The 15656-nt window shown below is 69.9% G+C and carries 12 protein-coding genes and 1 riboswitch; of the genes, 6 read left to right on the forward strand and 6 right to left on the reverse strand.

The features are described from left to right. Positions 1–46 precede the first annotated feature (46 nt). Positions 47–189: riboswitch (SAM riboswitch) on the forward strand. Positions 190–203: 14 nt separating this feature from the next. The 4 genes from thrC to groL all read left to right on the forward strand — a co-directional run bounded on the left by thrC (position 204) and on the right by groL (position 4303). Beyond that, the gene (thrC, locus tag ACIBVQ_RS13095) at positions 204–1466 is read left to right on the forward strand and encodes a threonine synthase (RefSeq protein WP_352014319.1); all 1263 of its coding nucleotides are present in this window, start codon (positions 204–206) and stop codon (positions 1464–1466) included. 21 nt (positions 1467–1487) lie between these two features. Then, entirely contained in the window at positions 1488–1763 is a 276-nt protein-coding gene (locus ACIBVQ_RS13100; protein ID WP_352014318.1) for a MoaD/ThiS family protein, read from the forward strand. Between the two features lie 390 nt (positions 1764–2153). Beyond that, on the forward strand, positions 2154–2354 hold the full coding sequence (locus ACIBVQ_RS13105) for a cold-shock protein (RefSeq protein ID WP_113704857.1): 201 nt from the start codon (positions 2154–2156) through the stop codon (positions 2352–2354). 323 nt (positions 2355–2677) lie between these two features. Further along, positions 2678–4303 (forward strand): chaperonin GroEL, encoded by a 1626-nt coding sequence (gene groL / locus ACIBVQ_RS13110; protein ID WP_352014317.1) that lies wholly within the window; start codon positions 2678–2680, stop codon positions 4301–4303. A 239-nt stretch (positions 4304–4542) separates the two neighbouring features. Here the strand turns inward: groL and ACIBVQ_RS13115 are convergent, their stop codons facing one another. The 5 genes from ACIBVQ_RS13115 to ACIBVQ_RS13135 form a co-directional block, all read right to left on the reverse strand. Then, the gene (locus tag ACIBVQ_RS13115) at positions 4543–6525 is read right to left on the reverse strand and encodes a HelD family protein (RefSeq protein ID WP_399178023.1); all 1983 of its coding nucleotides are present in this window, start codon (positions 6523–6525) and stop codon (positions 4543–4545) included. Positions 6526–6940: 415 nt separating this feature from the next. Further along, positions 6941–8587, reverse strand: a complete 1647-nt coding sequence (locus ACIBVQ_RS13120) for a DNA repair helicase XPB (protein WP_352014316.1) — start codon at positions 8585–8587, stop codon at positions 6941–6943. Between the two features lie 120 nt (positions 8588–8707). Further along, complete coding sequence (locus ACIBVQ_RS13125) at positions 8708–9313, reverse strand: DUF4190 domain-containing protein (protein WP_362779211.1); 606 nt, start codon at positions 9311–9313, stop codon at positions 8708–8710. A gap of 70 nt (positions 9314–9383) precedes the next feature. After that, a complete protein-coding gene (locus tag ACIBVQ_RS13130; protein WP_399177495.1) occupies positions 9384–11756 on the reverse strand; it encodes a helicase-associated domain-containing protein in 2373 nt (790 codons plus the stop codon). A 32-nt stretch (positions 11757–11788) separates the two neighbouring features. Beyond that, positions 11789–12418: a TetR/AcrR family transcriptional regulator gene (locus tag ACIBVQ_RS13135; protein WP_399177497.1), complete on the reverse strand. Its 630-nt coding sequence runs from the start codon at positions 12416–12418 to the stop codon at positions 11789–11791. 246 nt (positions 12419–12664) lie between these two features. On the opposite strand from ACIBVQ_RS13135, the gene ACIBVQ_RS13140 reads away from it, so the two are divergent. Both ACIBVQ_RS13140 and ACIBVQ_RS13145 read left to right on the forward strand, forming a co-directional pair. Beyond that, positions 12665–13294, forward strand: a complete 630-nt coding sequence (locus ACIBVQ_RS13140) for an HAD family hydrolase (protein WP_399177499.1) — start codon at positions 12665–12667, stop codon at positions 13292–13294. 90 nt (positions 13295–13384) lie between these two features. Then, a complete protein-coding gene (locus ACIBVQ_RS13145) occupies positions 13385–13783 on the forward strand; it encodes a cold-shock protein (RefSeq protein ID WP_362917559.1) in 399 nt (132 codons plus the stop codon). A gap of 95 nt (positions 13784–13878) precedes the next feature. On the opposite strand, the gene ACIBVQ_RS13150 is transcribed toward ACIBVQ_RS13145, so the two are convergent. After that, positions 13879–15525, reverse strand: coding sequence for an MFS transporter (locus tag ACIBVQ_RS13150; RefSeq protein ID WP_399177501.1), 1647 nt, complete (start codon positions 15523–15525; stop codon positions 13879–13881). Positions 15526–15656 lie beyond the last annotated feature (131 nt).

The following is a 15656-nucleotide window of genomic DNA, read 5'->3' on the forward strand; positions in this document are numbered from 1 at the left end:
GAGGTAGAGTGCTTGAGACCTGCATGTCAGGTCCACAACTGAACATTGCTCATCCAGAGGGGTGGAGGGACCGGCCCTGCGAAGCCCCGGCAACCCTCCCGGTTCAAGACTCGCGATCTGGCGAGGGGTCGACCGGGACAGGTGCCAATTCCGGTCTGTGACCAGGGTGGTCGCAGACGAAGATGAGGGAAAGGCCTCGCTTCATGGCGCTCGCGAACACCGCAACCACCACTGCTCTTGACTTCGGTCCCGCCGTCGCTCTCTCCTGTCGTGAGTGTGGTGCCCGCTACGACCTCGGTCCCAGCTTCGCCTGTATCGAGTGTTTCGGGCCCCTTGAGATCGCCTACGACTTCGGGAACGTCACCCGGGAACAGATCTCGCAGGGGCCGGCCAACATCTGGCGCTACCGCTCCCTCCTGCCCGTCCCGGCGGACGTCGCCTCCAAGCCCAACACCGAGCCCGGCTGGACCAGGCTCGTCAAGGCCGACAACCTGGCGCGTGAGCTGGGCCTGCGCTCGCTGCACGTGAAGGACGACTCGGGCAACCCCACGCACTCCTTCAAGGACCGCGTGGTCGCCATCGCCGTCGAGGCGGCCAGGAACTTCGGCTTCCACACCCTGTCCTGCTCCTCGACCGGCAACCTGGCGGGCGCGGTGACCTCCGCCGCCGCCAGGACCGGGCTCGACGCCTGCGTGTTCATCCCCGCCGACCTCGAACAGGGCAAGATCGTCATGGCCTCCGTGTACGGCGGCAAGCTGATCGGCATCGACGGCACCTACGACGACGTCAACCGCTTCTGCTCCGAGCTCATCGGTGACGAGCTCGGCGACAAGTGGGGCTTCGTCAACGTCAACCTCAGGCCCTACTACGCCGAGGGCTCCAAGACCCTGGCCTACGAGATCGCCGAGCAGCTCGGCTGGCGGATCCCCGACCAGATCGTCATCCCGGTCGCCTCCGGCTCCCAGCTCACGAAGATCGACAAGGCGTTCAAGGAGCTGATCGCCCTCGGTCTCGTCGAGGACACGCCGTACAAGATCTTCGGCGCCCAGGCCGAGGGGTGCTCCCCGGTCTCCGCGGCCTACAAGGCGGGCCACGACGTGATCCGCCCTGTCAAGCCCGACACGATCGCCAAGTCGCTGGCCATCGGCAACCCGGCTGACGGGCCCTACGTGCTCGACATCGCCAGGCGCACCGGCGGTGGGGTCGAGGACGTCACCGACCCCGAGATCGTGGACGCCATCCGCCTGCTCGCCAGGACGGAGGGCATCTTCGCCGAGACGGCGGGCGGTGTCACCGTCGGGGTGCTGCGCAAGCTGGTCGAGTCGGGTCGGCTCGACCCCGACGCGGAGACCGTGGTCCTCAACACAGGTGACGGCCTGAAGACCCTTGACGCGGTCGCTGACCAGGCACGTCCCACCGCTGTCATCCGGCCCTCACTCGACGCGTTCCGCGCTGTCGTCGCCTAGAGCTCTGAAAGGTACTGAATTATGAGCGTTTCTGTACGGATTCCGACGATTCTCCGTACGTACACCGGCGGCGCGGCCGAGGTGAACGGCGAGGGCGGGACCCTGCGTGAGGTTCTGCAGAAGCTCGACGCCGACTTCCCCGGGATCGGTGCCCGTATTCTCGATGAATCGGGCAAGATTCGCCGTTTTGTGAACGTCTATGTCGGTGATGAGGATGTCCGTTTCGCCGACAACCTCGACACGGTGACGCCGTCCGGCGTTCAGGTCTCCATCATTCCGGCGGTCGCCGGAGGCTGATCCCGGCGGAGGCCGCGCGGGGCCCTGGGCGGGCCCTGGACGGCCTCCCGGATCCCGATGTCGTCCACTGTCATGGAACGGCGCCCCCGGAACACCCTCACGACACCCGCACCGGCCTGGCCGCGTGCGGGTGTCGTCTTTTGTGATGCAAGCTCACATTTTTGTGCGAAGACATAATGTAATATTTAACTAACTAGTAGTGATAGCAAAACTATGTTGGCGTGTTGAATGCGTCCGTAAAGCGGTAGTTTGCTGGTTGACTCTGTTGCCCCACGGGCTCTCACAGGTATGGTCGAGGGCGATCGACGTAGGCGATGTCTCCGCCTCGGAGATTGAGGACCTCGCGAGAGGAATGGGCGACGTCCTCAAGCCCAGTAAGAGGAGTCGGAAGTGGCGCAAGGCACCGTCAAATGGTTCAACGCGGACAAGGGCTACGGCTTCATCGCGGTAGACGGTGGTAAGGATGTTTTCGTCCATTACTCCGCGATCATGATGGATGGCTACCGTGCGCTCGAACAGGGCCAGAGGGTCGAGTTCGAGATCACGCAGGGACAGAAGGGACCTCAGGCGGAATCGGTCCGGACGGTCTGATCTCGTCCTCCGTCAGCTCGTCGGGAACCCGCTGGCGCATCCCGCGGCAGCGCAGTTCGCGCGGATCGCCCTCGGCATGTCGGCCCGGCTCGTCGCTCCCATCGGCGGGCCGGGCCTTCGCCTAAGCTGACACTCAGGTCAAAGGTCCTTGGCTTGCACTCGTCGGGGGAGAGTGCTAAACAGTGGTTAGCACTCCTCATTGGAGAGTGCCAAACCTGGATCGAGACGATGGGGCCCGCCGAACGGAGTCGCGGGCCCGTATGCCGTCGCGGGCGTCGCCTCGGTCTGGTGCAAGCCACCCTGTGTTTGGGAGGTCTAGCCGTATGGCAGCCAAGATGATCTCGTTTGACGAGGACGCCAGGCGCGGTCTCGAGCGTGGCATGAACCAGCTCGCGGACGCTGTCAAGGTGACCCTCGGCCCCAAGGGCCGCAACGTCGTGCTGGAGAAGAAGTGGGGCGCCCCCACGATCACCAACGACGGTGTCTCCATCGCCAAGGAGATCGAGCTTGAGGACCCGTGGGAGAAGATCGGGGCCGAGCTCGTAAAGGAAGTCGCCAAGAAGACCGACGATGTCGCGGGTGACGGCACCACCACGGCCACCGTGCTTGCTCAGGCGCTGGTCCGCGAGGGCCTGCGCAACGTAGCCGCGGGCGCCAACCCCATGTCCCTGAAGAAGGGCATCGAGGCCGCCGTCGAGCGTGTCTCCGAGGAGCTCTCCAAGCTGGCCAAGGACGTGGAGACGAAGGCGCAGATCGCCTCCACGGCCTCCATCTCCGCGGGTGACCCGCAGATCGGCGAGATGATCGCCGAGGCGATGGACAAGGTCGGCAAGGAAGGCGTCATCACCGTCGAGGAGAGCAACACCTTCGGCCTTGAGCTTGAGCTCACCGAGGGCATGCGCTTCGACAAGGGTTACATCTCGCCCTACTTCGTGACCGACCCGGAGCGCATGGAGGCCGTCCTCGACGACCCCTACGTCCTCGTCGTCAACTCCAAGATCTCCGCGAACAAGGACCTGCTCCCGGTCCTCGACAAGGTCGTGCAGGCCGGCAAGCCGCTGCTGATCATCGCCGAGGACATCGAGGGCGAGGCGCTGGCGACCCTGGTCGTCAACAAGATCCGCGGCCTGTTCCGCTCGGTCGCCGTCAAGGCTCCGGGCTTCGGCGACCGCCGCAAGGCCATGCTGGGCGACATCGGCATCCTGACCGGTGCCCAGGTCATCAGCGAGGACCTCGGTCTGAAGCTGGAGTCCACCACGCTCGACCAGCTCGGCCGCGCTCGTCAGGTCATCGTCACCAAGGACGAGACGACGATCGTCGACGGTGCCGGTGACGCCGAGCAGATCGCGGGCCGGGTCAACCAGATCCGTGCCGAGATCGACAACACCGACTCCGACTACGACCGCGAGAAGCTGCAGGAGCGCCTGGCCAAGCTGGCCGGTGGCGTGGCGGTCATCAAGGCCGGTGCGGCGACCGAGGTCGAGCTCAAGGAGCGCAAGCACCGCATCGAGGACGCCGTGCGTAACGCCAAGGCGGCCGTCGAGGAGGGCATCGTGCCCGGCGGTGGCGTGGCGCTGCTGCAGGCCGGCGCCAAGGCGTTCGACAAGCTCGAACTGGCCGGGGACGAGGCCACCGGTGCGGCGATCGTGCGCAAGGCTCTTGAGGAGCCGCTGAAGCAGATCGCGGTCAACGCCGGTCTTGAGGGCGGCGTCGTGGTGGAGAAGGTGCGCAACCTGACCCCCGGCGAGGGCCTGAACGCCGCCACGGGCGAGTACGTCAACCTGTTCGAGTCGGGCATCATCGACCCGGCGAAGGTGACCCGTTCGGCGCTGCAGAACGCCGCCTCGATCGCGGCGCTGTTCCTGACGACCGAGGCCGTCATCGCCGAGAAGCCCGAGAAGGCCGGTGCCGCTCCCGCCGTTCCCGGCGGCGGCGACATGGACTTCTAGTCCGGAGCTTTCCCAAAAGAGGCGACCCCGAGGTGTCGGGGTCGCCCCTTTTTGTTTTCCACCCGATTTCTCACCGGCCCGTAAGGCGGGCCTTTCCGGTCGGCCAGGTGTTTTACCCGGGCCGGGCGTGCGTTTCACGGCCGCCGCGTTCGGAGACCGGACGTTTCCGGCCGCCAGGGCCTTCGGGAGGGGTGGCCTTTTCGGCCGGACGGACTTTCACGGCACGCAGGGGGAACCGGTCAGCGGAGCTGGGCGGGCAGGTCGCCGGTGTGCAGGACGGTCAGCGAGGTCACCGCCCTGGTCAGAACCACGTAGAGACGGGCGAGGCCGCGTGGTTCCGCGGCCACGATGTCGGCGGGCTCGACCACGATGACGTGGTCGTACTCCAGGCCCTTGGCCAGGCTCGCGGGGATCACCAGGAGCCGGTGCTCCTCGGTCGCGTCCTGGCTCAGCACCCGGTGCTCCACGGCCTCCAGGATGGCGGAGACCTCGGCCACCGCGGCATCGGGGGCGATCACGCCGATCGAGCCCTCGCGGGAGAGTGTCGCGCCCACCACCTCCCTCAGGGACGCGGCCAGGTCCGCGGCGGGCCGTACGGTGAGGGAACCAACGCCGGGTCGCAGCGAGCGGGGCGGGGCGAGGCCGGGGGCGACGGAGGGCAGCAGCCTGGCCGCGTAGTCGAGGACCTCACGGGGAACGCGGAAGCCGAGGGTCAGTTCGGTGACCACGCCCTCCTCGAACCCCAGGTGGGCCAGGACCTCCTTCCACGAACGGGCCGACCAGGGGGTCGTGCCCTGCGCGAGGTCACCCAGGACCGTTGCCGACCCCGTACGGCACCGCCGTCCCAGCGCCCGCAACTGCATGGCCGACAGGTCCTGGGCCTCGTCGACGACCAGGTGACCCAGCGGGGCGGTCCGCTCGATCATGTCGCCGAGCTCGTCCATCAACGCCCCGTCGGCGGCCGACCACTTCGCGGAGCGGAAGGTCTTCGACGGCTTGGCCCACAGCAGCACGGCCTGTTCCTCGGCGGTCAGGTCGTCCCTGGCCGAGTCGGCGAGGAAGGCGGGGTCGCTGAACAGCCGGTGGAGGACCTGCTGCGGGGTCACCTTCGGCCACACCGTGTCCACCAGCTGCTTGACCGGCTTGGACCTGGCGACGGCGTCCTGCACCCGGTCGTCGGGGGACTCGCCGCGCTGTTCCATCCGGACGAGGACCGCGTGGGCCAGCCGCTGGGCCAGGGCCGCGCGGCCCGGGGCGTAGCGGGTGGTGCCGCGCAGGGAGGCGACGATCTCGCGGACCTCGTAGTCGGCCACCCGGTAGCGGTTGACCCCCTTGGTGAACAGCACGCCCTCGGTCGGCTTGACGATGTACGCCCACAACGCGCGGTTGAGCACGGGCACCATCCGGGCGTCGCCCTTGATCGCGCTGACCGCGGGGTCCTCGGGCGTCGCGTGGTCGCCCAGGATGTCGGCGACGGTGGTCTGGTCGACCTTGACCTCGCCGAGCGCCGGAAGCACCGAGGAGATGTAGGACAGGAAGGCCCGGTTGGGGCCGACGATCATCACACCGGATCTGGCCAGCCGTTCCCGGTGGGTGAAGAGCAGGTAGGCGGCCCGGTGCAGGCCGACCGCGGTCTTGCCGGTGCCCGGCGCCCCCTGGACGCACACGGTCGTGCCCAGTTCGGAGCGGACGATCTCGTCCTGGTCGGGCTGGATGGTCGCGACGATGTCGCGCATCGGCCCCGAGCGGGGCCGTTCGATCTCCTCGGTGAGGATCCTGCTGTGCCCGGCGCCGCCGCCGGGGGAGTCGCCCTGGTCCAGACGTTCGTCCTCGTAGGCGGTCAGGTCCCCGCCGTGGTAGCCGAACCTGCGGCGGCGTCTGACGCCCATCGGCTCGGCCGGGCTGGCCTGGTAGAACGCACGGGAGATCGGCGCCCGCCAGTCGATGACCAGGGGGCGGCTGCGGTCGTCGTGGACGTGCCTGCGGCCGACGTGGACGGTCGCGGGCAGGTCGTCGTCCGTCGCGCGGTCCAGGCGGCCGAAGAACAGCGGGGTGCCCGCGTGGTCGGCCAGCGCCGCGACCCGCTGGTCGAGCAGCGCCTGGAGGATCTGCTGGGACACCCAGTCGCCCGCGGCGTCGGAGGACAGGGACTGGGCGTGCTCGCGCATGGCGCGCAGGGCGGTCCGGGAGAGGGCCAGGTGCTCGCGCTCGGCGGCGAGGATCTCGTCGGGGTCCGTGGGTTCCGCGAACCCTGAGGACCCCGAGGATTCTGTGAGGTCTGTGGGCTCTGTGAGGGGGTCCAGGGATATGTCGGGGGACAATGGATGTCCGGACACGGGAAAGCGCCTCCTGTTCGGTAAGCGGTGGTGGCCATCAGGCAGCGAATCCACCAGCCTAGCGACGCGCCTCGACGGCTCAAACCGATTAACGGTCGCATCCCTTGCGTGAGCGCGTTACCACCGTCCGTGTTTGTGCGTCCAAATCGCTAAAAAGGCGGGAAAATCCAGTGACGCGCGCAGATCATGGGGGTATGTCGCCAGTGGCCGTCGAGGCCTAGCGAGGGGGTGGTCGCTTTGGAGAAAGCCTGCGGAATCTCGTGGACCTGACACGAACGACGGCGTGTTCGCCATGGGAACGCTAGTCGTCAGCGAGCACGTCGTCAGCGTCGATGATCTGGTAGGCGTATCCCTGTTCAGCCAGGAAACGCTGCCGGTGCGCGGCGAAGTCCTGGTCCACCGTGTCACGGCTGACCACGGAGTAGAACCGTGCCCCGCCACCGTCGGCCTTCGGGCGCAGCACCCGGCCAAGCCGCTGGGCCTCCTCCTGCCGTGACCCGAAGGTTCCCGACACCTGTACGGCCACCGCCGCCTCGGGCAGGTCGATGGAGAAGTTCGCCACCTTGGAGACGACCAGCACCTGGATCTCCCGGTCGCGGAACGCCTGGAACAGCCGCTCCCGCTCCTTGACCTTGGTCTCCCCCTTGATCACCGGGGCGCCCAGGTGCTCGCCGAGTTCGTCGAGCTGGTCGATGTACTGACCGATGATCAGCACCTGCTCGTCGGGATGGCGCCGGACGAGCGCCTCGGTCACCCGGGTCTTCGACGGGGTGGTCGCGCAGAACCGGTAGCGCTCCTCGGCCTCGGCCATCGCGTAGGCGAGCCGTTCCTCGTCGCTCAGGGTGACCCGCACCTCGACGCAGTCGGCCGGGGCGATCCAGCCCTGGTTCTCCATCTCCTTCCACGGCGCGTCGTAGCGCTTGGGGCCGATCAGGGAGAACACGTCGCCCTCCCTGCCGTCCTCGCGCACGAGCGTCGCGGTCAGCCCGACCCGCCGCCTGGCCTGCAGATCCGCGGTCATCCGGAAGATCGGGGCGGGCAGCAGGTGAACCTCGTCGTAGACGATCAGACCCCAGTCACGGGCGTCGAACAGCTCCAGATGGCGGTAGACCCCCTGCCTGCGGGTCGTCATCACCTGGTAGGTGGCGATGGTGACCGGGCGGATCTCCTTCTTCGTCCCGGTGTACTCGCCGATCTCGTCCTCGGTCAGCGAGGTCCGCCTGATCAGCTCCTGCTTCCACTGGTGGGCCGAGACGGTGTTGGTCACCAGGATCAGCGTCGTCGCCTTCGCGTGGGCCATCGCCGCCGCGCCCACGATCGTCTTGCCCGCGCCGCAGGGGAGCACGACCACGCCGGAACCGCCGTGCCAGAACGCCTGCGCGGCCTCCCGCTGGTAGTCGCGCAGCAGCCAGCCGTCCTCCCGCAGTGTGATCGGGTGGTGCTCGCCGTCCACGTATCCGGCGAGGTCCTCGGCGGGCCAGCCCAGCTTGAGCAGATGCTGCTTGATGTTGCCGCGCTCACTCGGGTGGACCGCGACGGCGTCGGCGTCGATGCGCTCACCGAGCAGCGGCTGGATCTTCCTTGAGCGCAGGACCTCCTCAAGGACGGCCCTGTCGGTGCTGGTCAGGACGAGCCCGTGGACGGGGTGCTTGTCGAGCCTGAGCCTGCCGTACCTCGCCATGGTCTCGGCGATGTCCACCAGCAGGGCGTGCGGCACGGGGTAGCGGCTGTAGCCGATCAGCGCGTCGACGACCTGCTCGGCGTCGTGCCCGGCCGCCCGCGCGTTCCACAGCGCCAGCGGGGTCACCCGGTAGGTGTGCACGTGCTCGGGGGCGCGTTCGAGCTCGGCGAACGGCGCGATCGCCTTGCGGCACTCGTCGGCCCTGTCGTGGTCGACCTCAAGCAGCAGGGTCTTGTCCGACTGGACGATCAGCGGTCCGTCACTCACGGCTTCTCCCTCGTTGTACGGCGGGCGAGCCCATGGTCGCACTCACCCGGGGAACTCGCCCACCGCCTCCCCGACCTCGTATGTCCAACGGCGCCGAGACCCGGGACAATCCCGGAGGGTTCAGTCGAAGGCGCCGTTCACTCCGGCGAGGATGATGGCGCCGACCCCCAGAACGACCAGCCCGACGTTGATGCCGATGCTGATCCAGGTCCATTTGAGCAGTCCCTTCGCCCCCTGGGGGTCGCGCTCGACCTTGCCGAGCGCGACGCCGGCCAGGACGGCTCCGGTGATGCCGCCGATGCTGACGTAGCAGGTCAGCCCCATGAGGATGCCGACGACCAGCGCGATGATCGCGTGCGTCCTGACGCCGTCGACGTTCTGCGGGGGACCCGGGTAGGGGCCGGGGCCGTAGGCCGGGGGGTACTGCCCGTACGGCGACTCGCCGTAACCCTGGACGGGGCCGTAGCCGGGCTGCCCGTAGCCCTGCCCGTAGCCCTGGTCGTAGCCGGGCTGCTGGCCGTAGCCCTGGTCGTAGGAGGGCTGCTGCTGACCCGACCCCTGGCTCGGCTGGGTGTTCTGCAGGCCGTACGCGGGAGGCTGGCCGTAGGCGGGAGGCTGGTTGTACGTGGGGGCGTCGTAGCCGGGGGTCTGCCCGGGGCCGGTGCTGTAGGGGCTCTTCCAGTCGTCGGGGTTCGCGCTGGGGCCTTCGGGGGGACCACTGCTCACGGGAGCCTCTCACTTCCTTCTTTCGTGCGCCAACGATCCCACCGTAGGGGAAACCCGGAAATCCGGGCGTTCACTCGACGTCGGAGATCCCGGTGATGCGGTGCAGGGCGAAGCGGTGCACCGCCGCCCGGGTCTCGTCGTAGGCGGTGAGGTAGCCCCCCTCCATCCGGGCGGGTTCGAGAATCCTGCTGGTCGCGTTGCCCTGGGAGTCGAGATAGCCGATCCAGACCTGGGACCCCTGCCGGATGGCCTCCCGCAGGGCGTTGATCGTCGCGGTCGCCGGGGAGCGCGGGACCTGCCCGGTCGGGGCGTCGACGGGCGCCCTGCGGGCCAGGTGCGCCGCGTCACCCGCCCTGACCGCCCGTACGGCCGCCGCGACGACCTCGGCCTCCGGGCCGGTGAACGTGACGACCTGACGCGGGAGGGGCTGCCCCTCGGTCCTGCGGACGTCGAGCTGCGCGATGATCACGTCACCGTCGAGGGACTCGGCGGCCGGGGCGTATCCCATCGCGCGCAGCGAGTCGACCAGCGTCCCCCGCGAGGTCTTGGAGGCGATCACGGTGGGGGCGAGCCTGCGCAGCCGCAGCGGGACGGCCCGCCGGTCGGCCATCACCTCGTCGAGCAGGGAGGAGTCGTCACACCTGATGTACGCGCTTGCCGTACCGACGCGCATGCGGCCGTGCCTGCGGGCCACGTCGGTGACCAGGTAACTCAGGGGCTGCGGCACGGGCGTCGTCGAGTGGCGCTCCAGCATGGACAGCATCTCGTCGGCGCCCTGCCCGGCGTCGAGAGCCCGCCTGATGGACTGCTCGCAGAACCGGTAGACCGTCGCGCCGCCGGTCGACTCGACGTCGGCGGCCAGCGCCAGCCAGCGCCTCAGATCACCGGTGAGGGGACCGGGCGCCACGGCGGTCAGGTCGGCCTGCAGGAGCACGTGGTCGAGCGGCTCGGGCAGCAACGGCGCCAGGGCCAGGGCGACCGCCCCGGAACGGCCGCCGCAGGACAGCAGGGCGCGGCCGTGGCCCGCGAGCGCACCGAGACCGGTCACCCCGATCTGCTCCGCCTCACGCAGCGTGAACTCGACCAGCTGGTCGCGCCTGCCGCCGCGACGGCGCGGCTGCTCCCACGTCAGACGCCCGAGCACCGACCCAAGGCCGGGCGCGACCCCGGGGCCCGCTGCGGCGAGCAGGCCGAGCGTGGTCGCGCGCACCTCGGGGGCCGAGGAACGCCGCAGGTCGGGGTGGAGGGCGTTGAGCAGCCGGTCACGCTCGTCACGCTCGCCGATCACCCCGGGAACCCGGTCCGTGGACAGCCAGCCGGACGCCAGCGCCACCCAGCGGTCCTCGGTGCTCTTGATCCGCCAGGCGTCGTAGAGCGGGGTCGGCAGCCAGTCACCGTCGACCGAACCGCTCGCGGCGATCAGCCCGACCGTGTGGGCCACCTCGATGACCAGCCCCGTCGCCCACTCGGGCAGGTCGAGCAGGCCGGAGGTCCGCTTCAGGTCGCGTACGGCCAGCCCTCCGCCGCGCAGCACCCCGGGCGGGTCGGCGCTCCAGCGCTCGCACAACTCCTCGACCGCCCGCACGAAGGTGAAGGCCTGCCCCGCCGCGGTGCGGTCGACCAGCGCCTGGTCACGGCCTGCGCCGTCCAGCGGGGGCGGGACGGGTGAGAGGTCACGGTGTATCCGGCCGCCGCGCAGGAACAGGCCCACCTCGCGGGGCAGGGCGACGCTCTCGTCGCCGGTGGCGGCCAGCAGCGCGCGGGAGAGCAGCTCCTCGATCGGGGAGTGGGCGTTCGCGGCGCGCACCTGCCTGCGGGCGTTGGGCACCCGGCCGCTCGGCGGCCCCCAGGCCAGCTCGTTGAGCGCGGACCTGGCCTGCGGCGAGACGCCCTCGACGAGCCGCGCGACGACCTCACGGTCACCGAGCAGCTCGGCCAGGGCCTGCCTGGTGTCGCCGCTCTCACCACCGGCGTCCCGGATCAGCTCGGCCAGCCGCTCGGCGGGATGGTGCCTGAACGCCTCGACCGCGGGCGGGCCGAGCCCGGCGGGCGTCTCCAGGATCTCCCGCACCCCGGGGGCGGGCAGCAGGGCGTTCTGCGGGCCGTACACCAGGGCGAGGGTCCGCAGCCGCTCGACCGTCTCCTTCAGGGCGGCCCGCAGCGCCGTGGCGGTGACCCCCTCGGGCAGCGCGCGGGCCATCTGCTCGCGCAGCGCCCGCTGGTCGGCCGGGGAGGGCAGCACGACGAGCGTCTCGACGACCGAGAGCGTGAACCGGTCGAGCCGGTCGAGCACGCGCCCGACGGCGGAGGGACTGCTCGCCCGCCCCGCCAGGCCCTCGACGTGGGCGGGGACCGGCGTGATGAGTTCGGGGCGCACCGTGACCAGCGCCCGCAGCTGCTCGTCGCTCCGGTCGCGCAGCCACTCGGTGAACTCCGTGCTCATTCCGTCAATGGTAGGAGCCCTGACCGACAAAGCTAGGTTTGGGAAAGTTCGGGTTCACGTGGACATCCTTGGGCCACGGGCAGCAGGCCGAGTGCGAGGGACACCCAGGAGGTGACGAAACGCTCGCGTTCCGTCCGGCCAGGGGGTTCGCCGACTGTCTCCTCGAAGAGGAGACAGTGGACGAGGGAGCCGCCGAGCACCGCGCCGACGGAGGACCGGTCGAGGCCGGCTCCGGCGTACTCGGGCTGGGCGCACAGCCAGGAGCCGATCGCGTCGAACATCGGCTGCAGCAGCCTCGCCCGCACGACCTCGACCAGCTCGGGGAAGCGCCCGAGATCGCGGAAGAAGACGCGGACCAGCTCGTCCTCCTCACGGACCACGGCCAGCCCCGCCTCGCACAGGCCCGTCAGCCGTTCCGTGACGGGGGCCGCGGGGTCGGCGGCGCCCATCGCGGCGACCCTGGCCTCGACCCGCACGACACGTTCGTTCACCGAGGCGGCCAGCACCTCGTACTTGGACCTGAAGTGCCGGTAGAGCCCGCCCGCGCCGGGGGACAGCCCCGCGGCTGACTCGATCTCGGCCACCGAGGTCGCCGCGTAGCCTCGCTCAGCGAACAGGCGCAGGGCCTCTTCGAGGATGCGCTCACGCGTCGATCTGGTCATCTCTGTGCAGACACCTCCACCGCGACCCTATCCAGCGAAAATACGAAGTGCGGGTTCTGCCGGGCGGGGATTTGGCATCCTGCCGGGAGCGCCGCACGGAGGACTCCATAGGGTCTTTCCGCGAGGGCCTTCGGCAGGAGAAGGCCTTTTCGCGAGAGCTCTCACGAGGGTTTCGTGGCTCTGTGGGGCTCTGTGGGAGCTCTGTGAGGCTTCGCGGGGGTTTTCGCGGGCGGGAGAGGAAAGGGCGTGGGCGGGGCGATGGACGCGGTCGGGTTCGACCTGGACATGACACTGGCCGACACACGCGCGGGCATCGCCGCGGTCTACGACGAACTGGCGTCGCGCGTCGGGGTGCCCATCGACAGCGCCGTCGTGGTCTCCAGGCTCGGGCCGCCCCTGGAGTGGGAGCTGGCCAACTGGCTGCCCGCCGAACGCATCCCCGAGGCCGTCGCGCTCTACCGGGCGCTCTACCCCTCGATCGCCGTCCCGGTGACCACCCCGATGCCCGGAGCCGCCCAGGCCGTCGAGGCCGTACGGCGCGCGGGCGGCAGGGTCATCGTGGTGACGGGCAAGAACCTCCCGGACGCCCAGCGGACGGTCAGAGCCCTGGGACTCGACGTCGACGAGGTCGCCGGATCGGTCTTCGGCCCCGCGAAGGGGCCCGCGCTGGTGGCCTTCGGCGCCGCCGCGTACGTGGGGGACCACGTGGCCGACATCGAGGCGGCGAAGGCGGGCGGGGCGTTCAGCGTCGGGGTCGCGACCGGGCACCATCTGGTGGAGGAACTACGCGGCCACGGGGCGGATGTGGTGCTCGCCGATCTGACCGAGTTCGCCGAGTGGTACGGCGGTTGGCGCAGCCCAACCGTATTCGTGTAATTCAGGGCTGAATACACGGTCGCTCCCAGCCCGCGCTGGGCATAACCTACATCCATTCCTTTTCACGACAGTCTGAACGAGGTCACCCCTGTGCCGAGTGGCAAGGTCAAGTGGTACGACGCCGACAAGGGTTTCGGCTTCCTCACCCGCGACGACGGCGGTGAGGTGTTCGTGCATTCTTCCGCGCTCCCCGGTGGCGTGGAATCCCTCAAGCCGGGACAGAAGGTCGAGTTCGGCGTGGCCGAGGGGCGCCGTGGACAACAGGCGCTCTCGGTGCGTGTGATCGACCAGCCCCCGACTCTCGCCAAGACCGCCAAGCCCAAGGGCAAGCGCAAGAAGCCCGACGAGATGGTGGTCATCGTGGAAGACCTGATCAAGCTGCTGGACTCGGTGTCGATGTCCTACCAGAAGGGCAAGCACCCCGAGGCCGTGCACGCGAAGAAGATCGCCGCGGTGCTGCGCGCCGTGGCCGACGACCTGGAGGACTGACCGCCTCCCGCAGGCCCGTTCCGCCCGCCTCTCCCCGCGTGAGAACCGCCTCTCCCGCGTGTGGAGGGGCGGGCGGCGGTCCATCCAGCGGAGGGTCAGCCGTGCGGGTTGGTCAGCGGCTTGGTACGCCTGTCCGGCGGAGGGGCGTCACGCCGGACGACGGTGGTCGTCGTGTGGCCTGAGCCGTTCCCCACAGGGGAGGCCGGCCGCTCCTCCGGTCGCCGTTCGGTGTGTTCCTCGGGGTCTTTCCCGGGGTCCTGTTCGGGGCGGGGCCGGGCCGCCCTGGCCGCCTCGACCCTGGCGTCCCGGGCGTCCACCCTCCTGCGGCGCCGTACGAGGAGCCAGCCCAGTGAGCCGGCGAGCACGACGGCCATCACGGTCAGTCCGGCCGAGCCTTCGGTGAACAGCGAAAGCAGCAGTCCGACCAGGCCGCCGCCCACCCAGGAGACCTGGAGGAACGCCTCGACCACTCCGAAGGTGGACGAACGCACCTCCTCGCCGATCTCCCGCTGCACGATCGCGTCGAGCGCCAGCTTGCCGAGCCCCTGAGCGAACGCGGCGACCAGCGCCACGGCGACCGCGGCCCACAGGGTGAAGAAGACGGCCGCCACGACCGTGGTCACCAGTGAGAGCGCCAGCGTGAGCAGCACGATCACCTGCGGGGAGCGTCCGCGCGTCCACGAGGCGACGGCCGTACCCGTCAGGCCTCCGACGCCCGCCGCCACGGCCAGCAGGCCGATCGTGACCGGAGGGGCGAGCCCCGGCAGGTTCCTGTCCTGCACCAGGAAGAGCAGATAGAACAGCAGGAACCCCGAGTAGAGACGGACGGCCACGTTGGCCGCCATCGCCTCGGTCACCACCGGCCCGACGTTCAGCAGGGTGCGCCAGCGGGCGGGCCGCTCCTGACCCTCCTCGTCGGGGTCCCCGTCGAGCACGTCGAGGTCGGGGGAGTCGACGTGCCGCGGCAGCCGTACGGCCAGCACGCCCAGCAGCAGGAAGAGGACCAGGGCGGCGCGCAGGGTCCACTCGGCGCCGAGCCAGGCGCTGACACCCGCGCCGACCGGCACCGCCACACCCGCCGTGACCAGGGCGAACAGGGCGACCCTCGCGTTGGCCGTGACCAGCGCGATGTCGGCGGGCAGCACGTTCGGCATGATCGCCGCCCGGGAGACGCTGTAGGCCTTGGACAACACCAGCACCGCCAGCGCCGCCGGGAAGATCGTGAAAACGTCACCGGGGACGATCGCCGCGGCCATCGCGAAACAGAGCAGGCCCCGGCCGAACAGGGTGCCCGCCATCACGAAGCGCCTGCCCGAACGGAACCGGTCGAGGACCGGCCCGACGAACGGCGCGACCACCACGAAGGGGATCATCGTGATCAGCAGGTAGAGGGCGACCTGCCCCCTGGCCTCGTTGACCGGCAGTTTGAACAGCGTCCCGGCCAGGGCGGCGGTGACCAGCGCGTCACCGGCGCTCTCCAGCGCGGTCAGCTCGATCAGCTGGCCGAGCCCGGTACGGCCCGCGCCCTGGGCGTGGGTCAGCCGCCGGGAGGCCGCGCCGACCCGGCGGGTCCCGCTCGCCGCCCCCCGCCCGGCGCGGACGGTCATCCGGCCCGCCCCCCGGCCCGCGCGCGCCGTCGCCCGGCCGGCGCCCACCGCGGAGCGTCCGATCCGGCGGGAGACGTCACCTGCCGTCCTGCGTGCTTGTTCCCAGCCACCTGCCACGCATCCAGTCTTACCCATAGGGCGGATGGGATGTATGTGGCGGTCCGTCCTATCTAAGCCTTGAATGGTCAGTGAACAACGGGACAGGTTGCCGGTCGAGGGGAGAGCGCGTTACGGTCCGTTGGCGGCGACCCGGCGCGACCCCGCCC

It is taken from the genome of Streptosporangium sp. NPDC049376, assembly GCF_044466505.1.
GTDB lineage: Bacteria > Actinomycetota > Actinomycetes > Streptosporangiales > Streptosporangiaceae > Streptosporangium.

Bases quoted from the DNA above. Each gene is read 5' to 3' on its own strand.
- thrC (WP_352014319.1), top strand. From the start codon at position 204: ATGGCGCTCGCGAACACCGCAACCACCACTGCTCTTGACTTCGGTCCC.
- ACIBVQ_RS13100 (WP_352014318.1), top strand. From the start codon at position 1,488: ATGAGCGTTTCTGTACGGATTCCGACGATTCTCCGTACGTACACCGGC.
- groL (WP_352014317.1), top strand. From the start codon at position 2,678: ATGGCAGCCAAGATGATCTCGTTTGACGAGGACGCCAGGCGCGGTCTC.
- ACIBVQ_RS13130 (WP_399177495.1), bottom strand. From the start codon at position 11,756: ATGAGCACGGAGTTCACCGAGTGGCTGCGCGACCGGAGCGACGAGCAG.
- ACIBVQ_RS13135 (WP_399177497.1), bottom strand. From the start codon at position 12,418: ATGACCAGATCGACGCGTGAGCGCATCCTCGAAGAGGCCCTGCGCCTG.
- ACIBVQ_RS13150 (WP_399177501.1), bottom strand. From the start codon at position 15,525: ATGGGTAAGACTGGATGCGTGGCAGGTGGCTGGGAACAAGCACGCAGG.